Genomic DNA, 17,638 nt, shown 5'->3' on the forward strand with positions numbered 1-17,638 from the left:
CCGCCTTCACGATGCGGGACTCAGCAGCCCAGCGTTTCAACCACTTCCAGGCCATAGCCGGCCAGGCCGACCTGCCGACGCGGGGTGCCCAGCACGCGCAGCTTGCCCAGGCCGAGGTCGGACAGGATCTGCGCGCCGGCTCCGTTGCGGCGCCACTGGCTTACATCCTTGTCCTTTCCGGGGGCGATCGGCTGCGGCTGCTGGCGCAGCCGTGCCAGCAGGGCCTCGCCGTCGCGCGGGGCCGACAGCACCACCATCACGCCGCTGTCTGCAGCGGCGATCGCGCGCAGCGCGTCGGTCGCGGCCACGCCGAAATCATCACGACGCCAATGCAGCAGGTCGGCCAGCGGGTTTTCCACCTGCACCCGCACCAGGGTGGGGGTATCGGCATCCGGGGTGCCACGGACCAGTGCGAAATGCAGGTCATGCGCGATGCGGTCGCGGTAGGTGACCAGGGTGAACGCGCCGAACTCGGTGTCGATTTCCCGCTCATCGACGCGCTCGACGGTCTTTTCGGTAGCCAGCCTGTAGGCGATCAGGTCGGCGATGGAGCCCATCTTCAGGCCGTGCTCGCGGGCGAACACTTCCAGCTCCGGCCGCCGCGCCATGCTGCCATCGGGGTTCAGGATTTCGACCAGCACGCCGGCCGGTTCCAGCCCGGCCAGCATCGCCAGGTCCACGCCCGCTTCGGTGTGTCCGGCGCGGGTCAGCACCCCGCCCGGCTGGGCGATCAACGGGAAGATGTGGCCCGGCTGGTGCAGGTCGCTGGCCTTGGCCGTGGGCTTTACCGCAGTGCGGATGGTGTGCGCACGGTCGTACGCGGAAATGCCGGTGGTCACGCCCTCGGCGGCTTCGATGCTGACCGTGAAGTTGGTCTGGAACTGTGCCGTATTGGCCTGCACCATCGGCGCCAGGCCGAGGTCGGCGGCCCGTTCGCGGGTCAGCGGCAGGCACACCAGTCCACGGCCATGGGTGACCATGAAGTTGATGTCGCTGGGCTTGACCAGCTCGGCGGCCATGATCAGGTCGCCTTCGTTCTCGCGGTCTTCGTCGTCGACGATGACCACCATGCGGCCCTGGCGGATGTCTTCCAGGATCTCGGGGATGGGGGCGAAATTCATGCGCGTGCTCCTTCGCCCAGCAGGCGTTCCACGTAGCGGGCGACCAGGTCGATTTCCAGGTTCACCGCACTGCCGACGGCCGTGCTGGAGAACGCGGTGTGCGCGACGGTATGCGGGATCAGGGCGACCTCGAAGCCTTGCTCGTCCACTTCATTGACGGTCAGGCTGACTCCGTCGACGCAGATCGAGCCCTTCTTGGCGATGTAACGACGCAGGCCGGCCGGGGCAGCGAAGCGCCAGCGCTGCGCGCGTGCATCGTCGTGGATGGAAAGGACCTGTCCCAGCCCATCTACATGCCCGCTGACCAGATGACCGCCGAGGCGATCGGTCGGGCGCATGGCGCGCTCCAGGTTGATCACCGCACCGTCGGCAAGCTGGCCCAGCGTGGTCAGCCCCAGCGTTTCGGTCGACGCATCGGCCTGGAAGGTCTGCGCGTCGAACGCGATCACGGTCAGGCATACGCCATTGATGGCGATGCTTTCACCCAGCTGGACGTGGTCGAACGGCAGGCTGCCGACGTGGAAGGTGAAGCGGACATCGCCGCCCATGGTTTCGCGAGCGGCCAGGTGGCCGAGGCCTTCAATGATTCCAGTAAACAAGTAACGTTCTCCGCGGAAGTGAGCGAAAAACGCCGCAAGGCAAACAGGCACACACGGCACCGCAAGGTCCCGTGGCACCGTCTTCTTTCATCCGGACTATGACCGTCGGCTCCGGCATCGGACCGGATCTGCTGACCTCCTGCCGGGGTGACCCTGCCGGAGCGCTCGCGGGCTCGTGCCAGAGGCACCTACCGCCGGTGGGGAATCGCACCCCGCCCTGAAGACGTTTGTGTACCGGCGAACCGGCGGCGCTAGTGTAACAAATGCACCTGAAGGCTCGCTTTTTGTGAAAGTTTCGTTAGAATCCGCGCCGAGTGCGACAAAGATGTCGCCCCGGGCGGTCCATCCGGCCGCCTGCAATGGAACGCAACCTCATAGGAACTCACGCATGCGCAAGATGCTGCTGGCCGCTTCCCTGCTCGCCCTGTCGCCGCTGTCGGCCTTCGCCGCCGACGAGCTGAGCTACACCTACGTCGAAGCCGGCTGGACCCAGTTCAAGGTGAACGATGACTTCCTGGACGACCCCAAGGTCGACGGCGGTTACATCCGTGGTTCCTTCGCGATCGCACCGCAGGTCTACCTGTTCGGCGCCTGGTCGCAGGTGTCCAAGTCCTACGGTTTCGACGGCGGCAGCCTGAAGCTGGAACTGGACCAGCCTGAGTTCGGTATCGGTTACCACATGGGCATGAGCGACCGCGTCGACTTCACCGCCGACATCGCCTGGACCCGCCAGAACGCCGAGCTGACCCTGAAGGAAACCGGCTTCGACACGCTGCGCCAGAAGGACCACTTCAACGCGGCCCGCGGCACCCTGGGCGTGCGTGGCAAGCCCTCGGCACGCACCGAAGCCTGGCTGAAAGCCGGCTACATGGATGGCAGCGACATGGACGGCACCTGGGTCGGCAACGTCGGCGGCCAGATCAACATCACCCCGATGTGGGGCGTGGTGGGTGAAGTGCAGGTCATCGAAGACGTGACCCAGTACTCGGCCGGCGTCCGCGCCAGCTTCTGATTCCGTCACCGCACGCTGGACAGGATGGGCTCCCTTGGGAGCCCATTTTTTTTTTGCGCCTTTTGGAAAGTGCGTGAAAACCCACAGCATCCAGGGCGTTCGTGACGCGCGACGACGCTCGCTGCCCCGAGGACGGCATCACATCGGGCTGCCGGCCCTGACTCTCCCGGGGCCGCGGGCACTTCACCGACGGCATTCCCTGGCCAGCAAGTATCTGATCGACGGTATTCCACACGGAGTGTCGCCATGAATTTCCGCTTCTCCTTTCTCCCCGCGCTCGCCAGCGCTCGCTGGTTTCTGTCGGCGCCCCTCTTCTGCGCGTTGTCCTTCCCGGTCTCGGCATCAGAGCCGGTACTGCAGGAGTTCGTCTTCATCTCGGACACGCAACATCCGTGGACCGAAAAATCAGATTCTGGAGAGCCTGAGAGCAATAACGAGAAGGTGCGCCGATCAAAACTTTTCATCAACCGCCAGGCGCTGGCCACGATGGAGTACCGGATGGAGTTCGGTGGCCTGGACAACGTACCGCTGTTCCTCAACGGCGACATCACCGCCTTCGGGCATGGCGGGGAACGGGACTACATGTACAACCATCCGTTCAAGGACTACTTCCGCCGGAACTTCTACGCCAACCTCGGCAATCATGACTATCAGAACAATGTAAACGACTGCGCCAGCAACGGCTGCGCGCGGGACATGTACAAGGACATGGTCGGCTGGGCAAGAAACTACCCCACGCGCGCGTTCGATCATTCAGTCAAGGACAACGGCTGGGAGACGCATCGTGGCAGCCTGGCTTACTCCCTGGTTCTCGGTGACATCCTGGCGATCCAGCTGCAGAACGAACCGACCTACAGCGTGAGGTACGAATCCGCTCGAAGGACATTCATCATCAATGACTCGTTGGACTTCCTCGAGAAGGAGCTGAAGTGGGCGCGCGAAGCCGGCAAGGATGTGATGCTCAACATGCACAAGCCGCCTTATGCACACTGGCAGTCGCCCGACAATCCGCGCTTCCGGCAGCTGATGAAGGACAATGAAGACCTCATTCTCGGCATCTTTGCCGGCCATCTCCACGGCGTGTCAGGAAAGTACAAGACAGTCGGCACGATTCCGGTGTACCTGAGCGGCGCACCATCCCGCGAGACATTCCTCACTGCGTTCTACAATCCGCAGGACCGCGAACTTCTGGTGTTCAAAGTCGCCGGGAATGACTGGCGCAACAACAGAAAACTGGTCGGACGTTCGAAAGCCACCGCGCCACGCAGCGCCTCAGGCCCCGCCCCCGGCAGTTACGCGACGCCTCTCGTTACCGCGCCCGCGGACGTAGCAGCAAGCGCTGGTCCTCACCCACTCGAATCTGTTCAATGACCTGCATGCGCAGTTGCTGGTCCATCGCGTCGATACCCAGGCCGGCGAACAGCGGCAGGCCGCGTTCGCCAAGCAACGTCGGCGCCTGGTAAAGCAGCAGTTCGTCCACCCATCCGGCCGCCAGCAAGGCCCCGGCCAGGGTGGCACCGGCTTCGGTGTGCACTTCGTTGATGCCCCGCTCTGCGAGCAGGGAAAGGGCCGCACCCAGATCCAGCCGACCGGCCACGCTGGGCACGCTGGCGAACTGCGCATCGGCGGCATCCGGGGCACTGACCGCAGCGTCGTGCAGATACAGCGTAGGCGCCCCGCCTTCGCGCACGCGCGCGCACTCAAGTGAACGCAGCCGTGCGTCGAGCACCACGCGCAACGGCGGCATCACCTCGATGCCGGGAAGGCGTACGGTCAGCTGCGGGTCGTCGGCCAACACCGTGCCGGCCCCGGTCAGGATCGCGCCCGCCCTCGCCCGCCAGTGCTGCACGTCTTCCCGCGCAGCCGGGCCGGTGATCCATTTCGAGCTGCCATCGGCCATCGCCGTGCGGCCGTCCAGGCTGGCGGCCAGCTTGACCCGCAACCACGGGCGGCCGCGTTCAACGCGCGACAGGAAGCCGCGGTTGAGCTCCCGTGCCTGCACGGCCATCAGCCCTTCGTCGACCTCGATCCCCGCTGCGCGCAGCAGATCGAAACCGCCGCCGTCGACCTGCGGGAACGGATCACGCAGGGCGGCCACCACGCGGCTGACGCCGGCCTCGATCAGGGCCAATGCACAGGGTGGCGTGCGGCCGAAATGCGCACACGGTTCAAGGGTGACGTAGGCGGTGGCCCCCCGGGCCTGCTCGCCCGCTTCGCGCAGTGCGAACACTTCGGCATGCGGGCCGCCGGCACGTTGATGCCAGCCCTGCCCCACCACCTGCTCGCCATGGGCGATCACGCACCCGACCATGGGATTGGGGCGGGTGGTGTAGGCAGCACGTTCGGCCAGGCGCAGCGCACGTGCCATGTGCAGGTGGTCCAGCGCGGAGAAAGCGCTCATCGGTGCTCCTTGGACACAGGCGCGCAGCGGCGCGCGTCAGCCTTTCTTTTTCTTGGTCAGGGCGATCACATCGCCCAGCAGCTGCAGCTGTTCGGTGCTGGCCGGCAGGTCGCGTTCCAGCTTTTCGATCTCTTCGCGGAAGTCCGCGACATCCTCGAAGCTGCGGTAGACCGAGGCGAAGCGTACGTAGCCGACATGGTCGAGCTTGCGCAGTTCGTTCATCACGAACTCGCCAACGCGGATGGAGGGCACTTCACGCTCGCCGCAGATGCGCAGCTGGTGGATCACCGACCGCACCGCCGCTTCGATCTTGTCTTCCGGCACGGGACGCTTCTGCAGCGCGCGGTCGAAGCCGGCGCGCACCTTGCGCGCTTCGAACGCCTCGCGGCTGCCATCGCCCTTGACGATGGTCGGCAGCTTCAGCTCGATGGTTTCCAGCGTACTGAAGCGCTCGCTGCAGGCCTCGCACTCACGCCGGCGCCGAATCGTCGCGCCGTCTTCAGAGACGCGCGAATCGATTACACGGGTGTCGGCATGTTGGCAGAACGGACAATGCATGGGGCGCCTTGAGTCTCGGAAACGTCATGCGATGGACATGGCGGCGTCGCAACGGTACCTGAGAAGGCCATGAGCAGCAAACAAAGGCCGCTCATGGCAGGGGCAGGCGCACGGCCGGGCGTTACCGCCCCGACCGCTGGGGCCGTGATCGCTCAGCCGTAGACCGGATACTTCCGGCATTGCGCGCTGACCGCATCGCGCACGCGTGCGATCACCGCTTCGTCCGCCGGTGCGTCCAGCACGTCGGCGATCCAGTTGGCCAGATCGACACAGTCCTGTTCGCCATAGCCGCGGGTGGTCACCGCCGGGGTACCCAGGCGCAGGCCGGAGGTCACGAACGGCGAGCGCGGGTCGTTGGGGACCGAGTTCTTGTTGACCGTGATGTGGGCCTTGCCGAGGGCCGCTTCAGCGTCCTTGCCGGACACGTCCTTGCCGATCATGTCGACCAGCATCAGGTGGTTTTCCGTGCCGCCGGAAACGATCTTGTAGCCACGGGCGATCAGGGTCTTCGCCATGGCCTGGGCGTTCTTCACCACCTGCTGCTGGTAGCGGGTGAAGTCCGGCTCCAGCGCTTCCTTGAACGCCACGGCCTTGGCCGCGATGACGTGCATCAGCGGGCCACCCTGGATGCCCGGGAAGACGATCGACTGCAGCTTCTTGACCAGTTCTTCGCTGGCGCCCTTGGCGATGATGATGCCGCCACGCGGACCGCGCAGGGTCTTGTGGGTGGTGGAGGTCACCACGTGGGCGTGCTCCAGCGGGCTCGGGTAGACGCCGGCGGCGACCAGGCCCGCCACGTGCGCCATGTCCACGAACAGGTACGCACCGACCTTGTCGGCAATGGCGCGGAAACGCGCCCAATCAACCACCTGCGAATAGGCCGAGAAGCCGGCGACGACCATCTTCGGCTTGTGCTCGACGGCGAGGCGCTCGACTTCGTCGTAATCAATCAGGCCCTGGTCGTTCACACCGTACTGCACCGCATTGAACAGCTTGCCCGAGGCATTGACCTTGGCGCCGTGGGTCAGGTGGCCGCCGTGCGCCAGGCTCATGCCCAGGATGGTGTCACCGGCCTGCAGCAGGGCGAAGTAGACCGCCTGGTTGGCCTGCGAGCCGCTGTGCGGCTGCACGTTGGCGTAATCAGCGCCATACAGCTGCTTCAGACGATCAATCGCCAGCTGTTCGGCGATATCCACGTACTCACAGCCGCCGTAATAGCGCTTGCCCGGATAGCCTTCGGCGTACTTGTTGGTCAGCTGGCTGCCCTGGGCTTCCATCACCATCGGGCTGGCGTAGTTCTCGCTCGCGATCAGCTCGACGTGGTCTTCCTGGCGCTGGGACTCATCGGCGATGGCCTTGGCCAGTTCGGGGTCGTAGCTTTCGATTCGGACGTCGCGCGGGAACATCGGTTTCTCCGGGGGCAGGCAGGAAAGGAACAGCAAGGCGGTCAATTGTAGTGCCTGCGCCGGGAGGGGGGCCATCGCCGCAGAACGCCGTGAACGACGACGGCGCCCTCAGCGGGCGCCGTCGTGGCGATGCGGGGTACTCTGCTCTCAGCGGCCGTTGATCACGAAGTCGGCCAGGATCCCGGTGGCGATGGCCACCAGCAACAGGTTGCCCCGGTCGTCGCGCACCCAGTGGTGACCGCGGGGCGGACGACGCACGTGATAGCTGTTGTAATCATTCACGACATAGATCGGACCACGGTAGTAATCCCGGTAGCGGTGACCGACCTTCCAGCCATAGCCAGGGCCCGGGCCATACGCCGGGCGGTAGGCCGGTCGATAGACCACCCGCGGCGGCGGGGCTGGACGGTAGTAACCCGGATGGCGCCGGTCATCTCGCCAGTCGCGGCGGTCATGTCGCCGGTCGTCACGCCAGTCGCGGCGCGCTTCACGGCGATGATCACGATGGTCCCGACGATCATCGCGACGTTCATCCCGCCACTCGCGGCGGTCGTGACCACGATGACGGTCGTTGTCGGCAAATGCCGGAGTGACGGCGGCAAAGGCCAGTGCGGAGGCCATGGCACCGGCCAGGAATCGATTGATGCGCATGGTCTACCTCTGCAGGATGGGTGGGCGATGTCCATATTGCCCATGCGATCTGAATGGATTCCGGCTGGAAACGCTTCCTCCGCGTCCGGAAACGCCCCTGTTCATTTTTCGGCAAGGCTTCAGCCGCCCTCGCTGGCCGTCCAGCTTCCAAGCAGGTTGACCGGCGCGCCGGTGCCTTCAACGGACACGTAGTAGACGCCGGCCTTCAGTCCGGGCAGGTGGCAGCGCCGCCAGGCATCGCCTTCGTCCTTGCACACCGACACCGGGAAGCCGCCCCCTGCCGCTTCGCCCTTCACCTGCAGGGTGACGGTGGCATCCCCGCCCCAGGTGCGCAGGTCCACGTCGGATGCCTTGCTCAGGCGCAGCTCCAGGGTCTCGGCGAAGGTGGCTGCGCTGCGACGACGGGGAAAGACCGGCGTCACCTGCCCGGACCTCAGCTGCGGACGCGACGGCATCAATGAAAAGTCGGCGCGCATATCACTGGCGCCGCCCCGCAGGCTGATCCGCAGGCGGCGCCTGGAGCTGCTGGAAGGCAGCGTCACCAGCCCGCCGACGATGCGCGTGCCATCCAGCGCCACCTCGCGCAGCGGCTGTCCGTCGGCGAGCGACACCAGCAGGGTGCCGGACAGACCCGCGCCGTCCGCTGCGGCGACCAGCTCGTACGGCAGCCATTTCTCGGTCGCCGCCACTTCGACATCGAACTCCCTCAAGCCGCCCGGGGCCATCTGCAGATCCAACACCTGGAGGTTCGGCAACAGCAGGGGAGGCGCCTGCCGGGCGGCCACCGATACCGGCAGCAGGGCGCTGAGCAACAAACCGATAGCTTTCATGCGTGATCTCCATGGGTTGGAGCCATCAGCCTGGACGCTGCCCCGGGCGATCACAGTCAGGTTTCAGGCCGCCGTCCGGCGTGCAGGCCCACTCGTCCGGCTCGGCGTTTTCCCAGGGCTGAACCTGCCACCGGCTGCCATGGCAGTGAAAGGGGGGATCGGCGATAATGCCGGGTCAAATATTCCGTTTTCCGCCGGCCCGGGCTTTCGGCCCGGTGGATCGACCCTCTGGGAGACTTCATGTCCTCGCAATACATCTACACCATGAACCGCGTGTCCAAGGTGGTTCCGCCCAAGCGGCAGATCATCAAGGACATCTCGCTGTCGTTCTTCCCGGGGGCGAAGATCGGCCTGCTGGGCCTGAATGGCTCGGGCAAATCCACCGTGCTGAAGATCATGGCCGGCGTGGACAACGATTTCGAGGGCGAAGCCCGCCCGCAGGCCGGCATCAAGGTCGGTTACCTGGCGCAGGAACCGGAGCTGGACCCGACCAAGACCGTGCGTGAATCGGTCGAAGAAGGCGTGGGCGAAGTGCTGCAGGCGCAGGCCGCGCTGGATGCGGTGTACCTGGCCTACGCCGAAGAAGGTGCCGACTTCGACAAGCTGGCCAAGGAACAGGAGCGGCTGGAGGCGATCCTCGCCGCCGGTGACGCGCACACCCTGGAAAACCAGCTGGACGTGGCCGCCGATGCGCTGCGCCTGCCGCCGTGGGAAGCCATCGTGGGCACCCTGTCCGGTGGTGAAAAGCGCCGCGTGGCACTGTGCCGCCTGCTGCTGCAGAAGCCGGACATGCTGCTGCTCGATGAGCCGACCAACCATCTCGATGCCGAATCGGTGGAATGGCTGGAACAGTTCCTGGCGCGCTACACCGGCACCGTGGTGGCCGTCACCCATGACCGCTACTTCCTCGACAACGCCGCCGAGTGGATCCTGGAACTGGACCGCGGTCGCGGCATTCCGTGGAAGGGCAACTACACCGACTGGCTGACCCAGAAGGACGAGCGCCTGAAGCAGGAAGACAACCAGGAAAAGTCGCGCCAGAAGGCGATCCAGAAGGAACTGGAATGGTCGCGCCAGAATGCCAAGGGCGGCCGCACCAAGGGCAAGGCCCGCCTGGCGCGCCTGGAAGAGCTGCAGTCGGTCGATTACCAGAAGCGCAACGAGACCAATGAAATCTTCATCCCGCCGGGCGAACGCCTGGGCAACGCGGTGATGGAATTCAAGAACGTCTCGAAGAAGTTCGGCGATCGCCTGCTGTTCGACAACCTGAACTTCCTGGTGCCGGGCGGTGCCATCGTCGGCATCATCGGCCCCAACGGCGCCGGCAAGTCGACCCTGTTCAAGATGATCACCGGCCAGGAAAAGCCGGATACCGGCGAAATCGTGGTCGGCCCGACCGTCAAGCTGTCCTACGTGGACCAGAGCCGCGACGCGCTGGAAGGCAACCACAACGTCTTCCAGGAAATCGCCGGCGGCCTGGACATCCTCAACATCAACGGTGTGGAGATCCAGTCGCGCGCCTACATCGGCCGCTTCAACTTCAAGGGCCAGGACCAGCAGAAGCTGGTCGGTTCGCTGTCCGGTGGTGAGCGTGGCCGCCTGCACATGGCCAAGACCCTGCTGCAGGGTGGCAACGTGCTGCTGCTCGATGAACCGTCCAACGATCTGGACATCGAAACCCTGCGTGCACTGGAAGATGCGCTGCTGGAGTTCCCGGGCAACACCTTCGTGATTTCGCATGACCGTTGGTTCCTGGATCGCATCGCCACGCACATCCTGGCCTTCGAAGGCGATTCGCACGTGGAGTTCTTCCAGGGCAACTACCGCGAATACGAAGAAGACAAGCGCCGCCGCATGGGCGACGATGCCGCGCCCAAGCGCCTGCGCTTCAAGGCACTGAAGTAAGGCAACCGGAAAGGCCGCGCTCGCGCGGCCTTTCTGCATTCCGGCAGGTCACGACCGTGGGTCGTGACACCTGATCGTCACGAGACTCCCATGGCCCTCTTCGAACGCCTGTTCCAGCTGCAGCAGCACGGCACCACCGTGCGCACCGAATTGCTGGCCGGCCTGACCACCTTCCTGACGATGTCCTACATCGTCTTCGTCAATCCGGACATCCTGTCCACCACCGGCATGGATGCCGGCGCGGTGTTCGTGGCTACCTGCCTGGCCGCCGCGCTGGGTTCGCTGGTGATGGCCTTTGCCGCCAACTTCCCGGTCGGCATGGCACCGGGCATGGGCCTGAACGCGTTCTTCGCCTTCACCGTGGTCGGCGCGGCGGGCCTGCCGTGGCAGCAGGCGCTGGCGGCGGTGTTCATTTCCGGGCTGGTGTTCCTGGTGCTGTCGCTGACCGGTGTGCGCGCCTGGCTGGTGGCCGGCATCCCGGCTTCGCTGCGCTCGGCGATCGTGGCCGGCATCGGGCTGTTCCTGGCGATCATCGCGCTGCAGAAATCCGGTGTGATCGTCGGTAACGAAGACACCCTGGTGGCGCTGGGGCCCCTCACTACCGCCCCGCCGCTGCTGGCCCTGGCCGGCTTCCTGCTGATCGCCGTGCTGGAGGCGCGCCGCGTGCGTGGTGCCATCCTGATCGGCATCCTGGCGGTCACCGGCGCCGGCTGGCTGCTCGGCAGCGTGCAGTACCAGGGGCTGGTGTCGCTGCCCCCGAGCCTGGCACCCACGTTCCTGCAGCTGGACCTGCCTGGCCTGCTGCACCATGACGGTGGCGCGCCGCTGGCGGTGCTGCTGCAGGTGGTGCTGGTGTTCGTGCTGGTGGAGGTCTTCGATGCCACCGGCACGCTGTACGGCGTGGTGGGCCGGGCCGGCCTGCTGAAACTGCCCGGCGCGCGGAAGCGCTTCGGCCGCGCACTGCTGGCCGACAGCACGGCGATCGTCGCCGGCTCGCTGCTGGGCACGAGCAGCACCACCGCCTTTGCCGAAAGCGCTTCCGGCGTACAGGTGGGGGGGCGCACTGGACTGACCGCGCTGGTGGTCGCCGCGCTGTTCCTGGCGGCGTTGCTGTTCTCACCGCTTGCCGCGATGGTGCCCGGCTATGCAACGGCCCCGGCGCTGCTGTTCGTGGCCGGCCTGATGCTGCGTGAACTGGTGGAAGTGGAGTGGAACGACCTGACCGAGTCGGTCCCGGCGGCGTTGTGCGCGCTGGCGATGCCGTTCACCTATTCCATCGCCAATGGCCTGGCGTTCGGCTTCATCGCCTATGCAGCGCTGAAGGCCGGCACCGGGCGCTGGCGCGAGGTCCACCCGGCGGTATGGCTGGTGGCCGGATTGTTCGTGCTGCGCTTCGCGCTGGAGTGACCGCGCTGCCGCAACGCTCGCCGAGCATGGCGCGGCGAGCACAGCGGTAAACGCAGCGGATCAGACGCCCGGCGGCAGCTCGAAAACCTGGCGCAGGTAGGCCAGGTAACCGGGATCGTCGCACATGCTCTTGCCCGGTGAATCACTCAGCTTGGCCACCGGCTGTCCGTTGCAGCGAACCATCTTGATCACGATGTTCAACGGCGTCGGGCCAAGGTCGTTGGTCAAGTGCGTGCCAACGCCGAAGGCCACCTGGCAGCGGCCGCGGAAGTAATCGAACAGGCGCATGACCTTTTCGATATCCAGCCCGTCACTGAACACCAGCACCTTGCTGCGGGGATCGACGCGGCGCTGCTGGAAGTGCGCCAGCATGCGGTCGCCCCAGTCGAAGGGGTCGCCGGAGTCATGCCGCACGCCGTCGAACAGCTTGCAGAAATACATGTCGAAATCGCGCAGGAATGCGTCCAGGCCGACCACGTCGGACAGCGCGATGCCGAGGTCGCCGCGGTATTCGCGTGCCCACGATTCCAGCGCGGCCACCTGCGAATCGCGCAGGCGTGGACCGATCGCCTGGAAGGCCTGCAGGTACTCGTGGGCCATCGTGCCGTGCGGGGTCATGCCATACAGCCGGGCAAAATGTACGTTGCTGGTACCTACCAGCTGGGTACCCAGCGCGTCACGCAGCAGCGGCAACAGACGTGCATGCCAATCACGCGAGTAGCGTCGGCGCGTACCGTAGTCGGCGACCCGGCACTGCTCGAAACCGGGGGTGTCACGCAGCAGCGCCGCCTTGGCCTGCAGCCGTCGTTCGCCTTCGGCGATGTCGGCGGTGGTGGTGTTGCGGAACCAGACCTCGTTGATGATCGCCAGCAGCGGCACTTCGAACATGATCGTGTGCAGCCACGGCCCTGTGATGTCCAGCTCGATCTCGCCGGGCACGCTGTCCGAGGCACGCAGGGTGATGTACTTGCGGTCCAGGTGGAACAGGCCGAGGAAGTCGGCGAAGTCGGGCTTCACGAAGCGCAGGCCGCGCATGTAATCCAGTTCTTCGCTGCTGAAGCGCAGGCTGCACAGGTGGTCGATCTCCGCGTCGATCTGATCGATGAACTGCGCAAGGTCGATGCCCGGGGTGCGGCACTTGAACCGGTACTGCACCGTGGCGCCGGGGTACTGGTGCAGCACCGCCTGCATCATGGTGAATTTGTACAGGTCGGTGTCGAGCAGGGATTGGATGATCATGCCGCCATTATGCGCCGCGTGCGGGGGTTGTTGCCGGGCCTGCGGCCCGGCGCCCGCTTCTTCAAGCCGGAGCAACGGCGAGAGCGACGGCAACGGCAACGGCTGCAGGGCTGGTGGGTTGGCGGGGCGGGGTGGGTTGGCGGGGGACGGCAAAGACTGCGTCCATGCGGGCCTCGTTTCGCGCCATCCATGGCGCTCAACGCCCCCGCCAACCCACCCCGCCCCACCTTCGACAGGTCCAGGGTGGCCTTGGACAGAGCGGGGTTTGAAGGGGGGAGAAAGATGGGGTCAGAGTCCTTTCGCGTAGCGAAAGGACTCTGACCCCTGCCTTTGTTCCTTTATTTTCATTACGTGGCTGGCGGCGCACGGAAGCTGTCAGGGCGCCGGGTGGGTGGGTCACGCAGGACCGTCTGTTCGCATGGATGCGAACAGCGAGCCTCCATGGACGGATTCACGGCGTGTCCTGCATGACCCACCCAGCCGGCGCCAAACCAGCAGCCAGAACCAGACCGCCAGCCACGAGGGGCTACGCCGCTCGCAGCAGCCTTGGCACCTGCAGCAGGGCATGCGCCCAGATCGCCCCCCACACCGCCACCCGCACCGGCAGGCTGCGCTGCCGTGCCTCGAAGCGCTGGAAATACCGCCACAGCCCACGATGCTTGTGCCATTCCACGAAAAACGGCCGCGAGCGGCTGGACACCCCGCGTACGTGCAGCACCTGCAGGTCGTTGGCAATGGCCACCACGCCACCGGCGCCGCGCACGCGACGGCACAGGTCGAGGTCTTCGGCGTGCAGCCGGTAGCCGGCATCCCAGCCGCCGATGCGGTCGAACAACCCGCGCGGCATCAGCATCACCGCACCGGAAATCGCCGGCACGTACTGCATCGCCACGTCCGGATCACGCGCAAGGGCGAGCTTCGACCCGCTGCCCGGCGAACGCAGCATCGCCAGGAAATCCGGATCACGCCGACGCACCGCATCATCCGCGCGGCCGTGCTCATCCACCTGCTCGACCCCCAGCAGGCAATCGCCCAGCGGTTGCGCACGCTCGCACAGCACCGCCAGGGTATCCGCTTCCACCATCACGTCAGGGTTGATGAAGGCCAGCCAGGGGCTGCTGGAATCGGCAACGCCTTGGTTGTTGGCCGCAGCGAAGCCGGGGTTGTCCGGGTTGGCGATGAAGCGCACGCGCGGATCATGGCTGGCATGGCGCTGCAGGATGTCCACGGTGTCGTCCACCGAGCCGTTGTCCACCACGCGGATCTCGGCGATGCCGCGCGCGTCGCGCAGGCGCTGCAGGCAGTCCTCGATGGTGCTGCTGCTCTGGTAGGTGACGACGACGGCGACGATGGCGAGGTTCAAGCGTGCGGCTCCTGCAGCGGCGATGCGACGCCGAACAGATCGCCCTGCGCCTTGGGCATTATCGCGCGCTGGTAGCGAAGCTGCAGGTCCTCACGTGCGGCACGCAGCGGATCGTGCATCAGGAAATCAGCCAGCCGTGGCGTCCACGCCGGCCAGCGACTGGCCAGCGCCTCCAGGTCACCCGGCGCATGCCGGCCCTCGTCGGCCCGTGCCACGAACGCGGTCTCGCACAGTACGTTGCGCCAGCCGAGGCCGGCCATGCGCAGGCCCAGGTCGATCAGCGCCGCGCTCCAGCCGCCATAGCTGTCGGCGTCCAGGCCACCGGCACGTTGCCGGGCGGTGCCCCGCACCAGCACCGCGTGGGTCACCGCCGAAGGCAGTTCCGGATGTTCCGGCGGCATGCCGGCGCAGGCCTGCGAGAGCGCAGCAGGTGCCTCCGGCACTGGATTGACCTCGCCCATCCGCGGCCAGGCAACGGTCTCCCCCGCATTGCACCAGGGGGTGGCCGTGGCGATCGAGGCATCGCGTGCGAAACAGGCCTGAAGCTGGTCCAGCCAGCCCGCTCCGGGCACGCTGTCCGGCGCCAGCACCGCGACATCCAGGCCCGCGCAGGCGCGCAGCATTTCATCCAGATGGGCGACTTCGCCCAAGGGCCGCGCGCGGCGTGTGTACTCGGCCTGCAGCGGCGTGTGCGCCAGCCAGTGCTGCACCACCGCCTGCGCGCGTGGGCCGGCCTGGGCATCATCGGCCAGCCATACCGCCGTGCCGGCTGCGGTGCCGGCATCCAGTGCCGCCAGGCAGCGGTCCAGCGACGAATCATCCACGCCCAACGGCAACAACACGATCGCCCCCATCCCGCCTCCGCTGGTGGATGCACGGCGGGCGGGTGCCACGGCCGTGTGCCGCCAGCGTAGCAAGCAGGGCGGCCGCAATGCGACCGCCGTCGTCGCCCGTTACTTCGGGCGCGGGGTGTTGATCGGTTCCATCGCGCGGAAGCGCCGGCTGTATTCGTCGGTGAGGTTGCGCGATTCCTGGCCGTTGCGCACGATCGTCGGGGTCAGCAGCACGATCACTTCCGAACGGCCGCTGTTGCGCCCCTTGCTGCCGAACAGCGCGCCGACCACCGGGATTCGACTCAGGCCGGGGATGCCGCTGCTGCTGTCGGTGCCGGAGTCGGTGGTCAGCCCGGCCAGCATGATCGTATCGCCGCTCTGCACCGCCGCTTCGGTGGCCAGCTTGCGCGTGGTGATGCGCGGGTTGCAGCCACCGCTGGCCTGGTCGCAGTTGCTGGCGACCGCCTCGGCGTTGCTCACCTCCTGCACGATATCCAGGAACACCGTGCCATCGCGGGTCACGCGCGGCCGTACCTTCAGGATCACGCCGGTGTCGATGTACTGCACCTGGCCGTAGGTTCCACCGCCCACGCCGCTGTTGAACGAGGTGCTGGTGATCGGTACCCGCTCACCCACGTTGAGGGTCGCCTCGGCATTGTTGCGCACGAAAATCGAGGGCGTCTGCAGCAGCCTGACATCGGATACCTTGTCCAGTGCGCTGACCACGGCGGCGGCATTGCGTCCGAGGAAGGTCCAGCCCAGTCCGTTGCCACCGGTGACTGCACCGGAGAACGTCCCCCAGATGTCGCGCCCCGCCGCGTTGGGCAGCGTGGCACCGCCCACCGCGCCGGTATACCCGACGCCCTGCACGGCGTTCTCGAAGTACCAGTTCACGCCATAGCTCAACTCACCGGTCAGCCTGACTTCGGCGACCTGGGCCTCGATGTGCACCTGCATCGGCATCACGTCCAGCTTTTCCACCACCTCGCGGATGGAACGCCAGGCCTGCGGCGTGGACCGCACCAGCAGGGTGTTCGTTTCTTCCACGGCCGACACGCCGACGGTGTCACCGGCGATCTCCAGGGTGACGCTGGCATTGCCCGACTGGCGCTGCGGCAGGTTCATCGAAGGACCGCCCTGGCCACCGCTGTTGCCGGAGCTGCCCAGCGTACTGCTGTCCAGTCCGGCGTCCTGCGCGCGGCCGTCGCCGCCGTCGATCCGCGAACTGGTGGCACCCGGTGCCAGCGAGGCGCTGCTGTCGCCGCCACGGCCACCGCCGGTGCTGCCGAAGGCTTCGGCCAGGCGCTCGGCCAGATCGCGCGCCTTGACGTAACGCAGTTCGTAGGAGAACAGCCGCGGCGCACCGCCGGCGGTGTCGATACGGTCCAGCCACTGCTGGATCTGGTCCAGGTAACGCACCTGCGGGGTGATCACCAGCACCGCATTGGCGTTTTCCAGCGGCAGGAAGCGCAGCATGCCGGCACTGGGCGTTTCACTGTCCTTGCCGAAGATCTTTTCCAGGTCGGCGGCGACCTGTTCGGCCTTGCCCGAACTGATCGGGAACACGCCGACGGACATGCCCGAGAGCCAGTCCACATCGAAGATCTGCACGGTGCGCAGGTAGTTTTCCAGTTCCGCGCGGGTGCCGCCCAGGGTGATCACGTTGCGCCCGCTGTCGACATTGACGATGGCGTTGGGTCGCGCATAGGGCTCCAGCACCTTCTTCATTTCCGCAGCGGAAATGTACTGCAGCGGCACCACGCGGACTTCGAACCCTCGCGCGTTGGCGGCCGGGGCGGTGCTCGGCGCCACCGTGCCGGCCAGGGCCTGGTCGGCGGCGACGATGTTGTAGCGGCCGCCGCTGTAGACCATGCGGGCGTTGTTCCAGCCCAGCACCATCTCCAGCAGGTTCAGTGCCTGCGCACCGGACACCGGCTTGGGCGTGGCCAGGGTGACCGTGCCCTGCACGCCTGGCGCGATGACGTAGTTCTGTCCCAGCAGGTCGCCCAGGATCGCCTTGACCACCGCATGCAGCGACTCGCCTTCGAAGTTGAACGTGGCATCGCCGCTGCTGGCCTGCGCCAAGGCAGGTGAAGGAGCGGATGCGGCGCCGCGGTTGATCATGGTGCCGGTGCCGCGCCGGATCACCGCCTTCGGCGCGCCGTCCTCGGCGGCCAGTGCAGGATCGTTGGCGGGCACGCTGGTGCCGCTGTCGAAGCGCGCCGTGCGGCGCACGTCCGGGGTCGGCACCGTGGTGCACCCGGCCAGCAGGGCAAGGGCGAAGGAGCAGGAAAGGTAACGCAGGTTCATGCT

Annotated in this window: 15 protein-coding genes and 1 riboswitch; of the genes, 4 read left to right on the forward strand and 11 right to left on the reverse strand. The window is 66.4% G+C overall.

Annotation, left to right across the window (positions count from 1 at the left end):
* Nucleotides 1-20: 20 nt before the first annotated feature.
* Nucleotides 21-1,121: a 3,4-dihydroxy-2-butanone-4-phosphate synthase gene (gene ribB, locus RTX79_RS14340; protein WP_042613629.1), complete on the reverse strand. Its 1,101-nt coding sequence runs from the start codon at nt 1,119-1,121 to the stop codon at nt 21-23.
* Nucleotides 1,118-1,720 (reverse strand): riboflavin synthase, encoded by a 603-nt coding sequence (locus tag RTX79_RS14345; RefSeq protein ID WP_312684476.1) that lies wholly within the window; start codon nt 1,718-1,720, stop codon nt 1,118-1,120. The genes ribB and RTX79_RS14345 overlap by 4 nt, the downstream gene beginning before the upstream one ends.
* 75 nt (nt 1,721-1,795) lie before the next feature.
* A riboswitch (FMN riboswitch) is annotated at nt 1,796-1,949 on the reverse strand.
* A gap of 159 nt (nt 1,950-2,108) precedes the next feature.
* Here RTX79_RS14345 and RTX79_RS14350 point away from each other — a divergent pair.
* Nucleotides 2,109-2,732, forward strand: coding sequence for an outer membrane beta-barrel protein (locus RTX79_RS14350; RefSeq protein WP_057507789.1), 624 nt, complete (start codon nt 2,109-2,111; stop codon nt 2,730-2,732).
* Between the two features lie 246 nt (nt 2,733-2,978).
* On the forward strand, nt 2,979-4,103 hold the full coding sequence (locus RTX79_RS14355; protein ID WP_312684477.1) for a metallophosphoesterase: 1,125 nt from the start codon (nt 2,979-2,981) through the stop codon (nt 4,101-4,103).
* Here RTX79_RS14355 and ribD read toward each other — a convergent pair.
* From ribD to RTX79_RS14380, 5 genes are all read right to left on the reverse strand, one after another.
* Nucleotides 4,042-5,133, reverse strand: a complete 1,092-nt coding sequence (gene ribD / locus RTX79_RS14360; protein ID WP_312684478.1) for a bifunctional diaminohydroxyphosphoribosylaminopyrimidine deaminase/5-amino-6-(5-phosphoribosylamino)uracil reductase RibD — start codon at nt 5,131-5,133, stop codon at nt 4,042-4,044. The genes RTX79_RS14355 and ribD overlap by 62 nt on opposite strands.
* A 36-nt stretch (nt 5,134-5,169) precedes the next feature.
* Nucleotides 5,170-5,691: a transcriptional regulator NrdR gene (gene nrdR / locus RTX79_RS14365; RefSeq protein ID WP_042613625.1), complete on the reverse strand. Its 522-nt coding sequence runs from the start codon at nt 5,689-5,691 to the stop codon at nt 5,170-5,172.
* Nucleotides 5,692-5,843: 152 nt separating this feature from the next.
* On the reverse strand, nt 5,844-7,097 hold the full coding sequence (glyA, locus tag RTX79_RS14370) for a serine hydroxymethyltransferase (protein WP_057507786.1): 1,254 nt from the start codon (nt 7,095-7,097) through the stop codon (nt 5,844-5,846).
* A gap of 147 nt (nt 7,098-7,244) precedes the next feature.
* The gene (locus tag RTX79_RS14375) at nt 7,245-7,748 is read right to left on the reverse strand and encodes an RcnB family protein (protein WP_312684479.1); all 504 of its coding nucleotides are present in this window, start codon (nt 7,746-7,748) and stop codon (nt 7,245-7,247) included.
* Nucleotides 7,749-7,867: 119 nt separating this feature from the next.
* Nucleotides 7,868-8,578: a hypothetical protein gene (locus RTX79_RS14380; RefSeq protein WP_312684480.1), complete on the reverse strand. Its 711-nt coding sequence runs from the start codon at nt 8,576-8,578 to the stop codon at nt 7,868-7,870.
* A gap of 240 nt (nt 8,579-8,818) precedes the next feature.
* On the opposite strand from RTX79_RS14380, the gene ettA reads away from it, so the two are divergent.
* A complete protein-coding gene (ettA, locus tag RTX79_RS14385) occupies nt 8,819-10,483 on the forward strand; it encodes an energy-dependent translational throttle protein EttA (protein WP_057507783.1) in 1,665 nt (554 codons plus the stop codon).
* Nucleotides 10,484-10,573: 90 nt separating this feature from the next.
* Nucleotides 10,574-11,890: an NCS2 family permease gene (locus tag RTX79_RS14390; protein ID WP_312684481.1), complete on the forward strand. Its 1,317-nt coding sequence runs from the start codon at nt 10,574-10,576 to the stop codon at nt 11,888-11,890.
* A 60-nt stretch (nt 11,891-11,950) separates the two neighbouring features.
* Here the strand turns inward: RTX79_RS14390 and pncB are convergent, their stop codons facing one another.
* From pncB to gspD, 4 genes are all read right to left on the reverse strand, one after another.
* A complete protein-coding gene (gene pncB, locus RTX79_RS14395) occupies nt 11,951-13,129 on the reverse strand; it encodes a nicotinate phosphoribosyltransferase (protein WP_312684482.1) in 1,179 nt (392 codons plus the stop codon).
* 526 nt (nt 13,130-13,655) lie between these two features.
* On the reverse strand, nt 13,656-14,492 hold the full coding sequence (locus RTX79_RS14400) for a glycosyltransferase family 2 protein (protein WP_312684483.1): 837 nt from the start codon (nt 14,490-14,492) through the stop codon (nt 13,656-13,658).
* Nucleotides 14,489-15,346 (reverse strand): glycosyltransferase family 2 protein, encoded by an 858-nt coding sequence (locus RTX79_RS14405; protein WP_057508331.1) that lies wholly within the window; start codon nt 15,344-15,346, stop codon nt 14,489-14,491. Before RTX79_RS14405 ends, RTX79_RS14400 begins: the two co-directional genes overlap by 4 nt.
* A gap of 99 nt (nt 15,347-15,445) precedes the next feature.
* A complete protein-coding gene (gspD, locus tag RTX79_RS14410) occupies nt 15,446-17,635 on the reverse strand; it encodes a type II secretion system secretin GspD (RefSeq protein ID WP_312684484.1) in 2,190 nt (729 codons plus the stop codon).
* Nucleotides 17,636-17,638: the final 3 nt, after the last annotated feature.

Origin of the sequence: Stenotrophomonas chelatiphaga (genome assembly GCF_032054965.1) — a bacterium.
Lineage (GTDB): Bacteria > Pseudomonadota > Gammaproteobacteria > Xanthomonadales > Xanthomonadaceae > Stenotrophomonas > Stenotrophomonas chelatiphaga.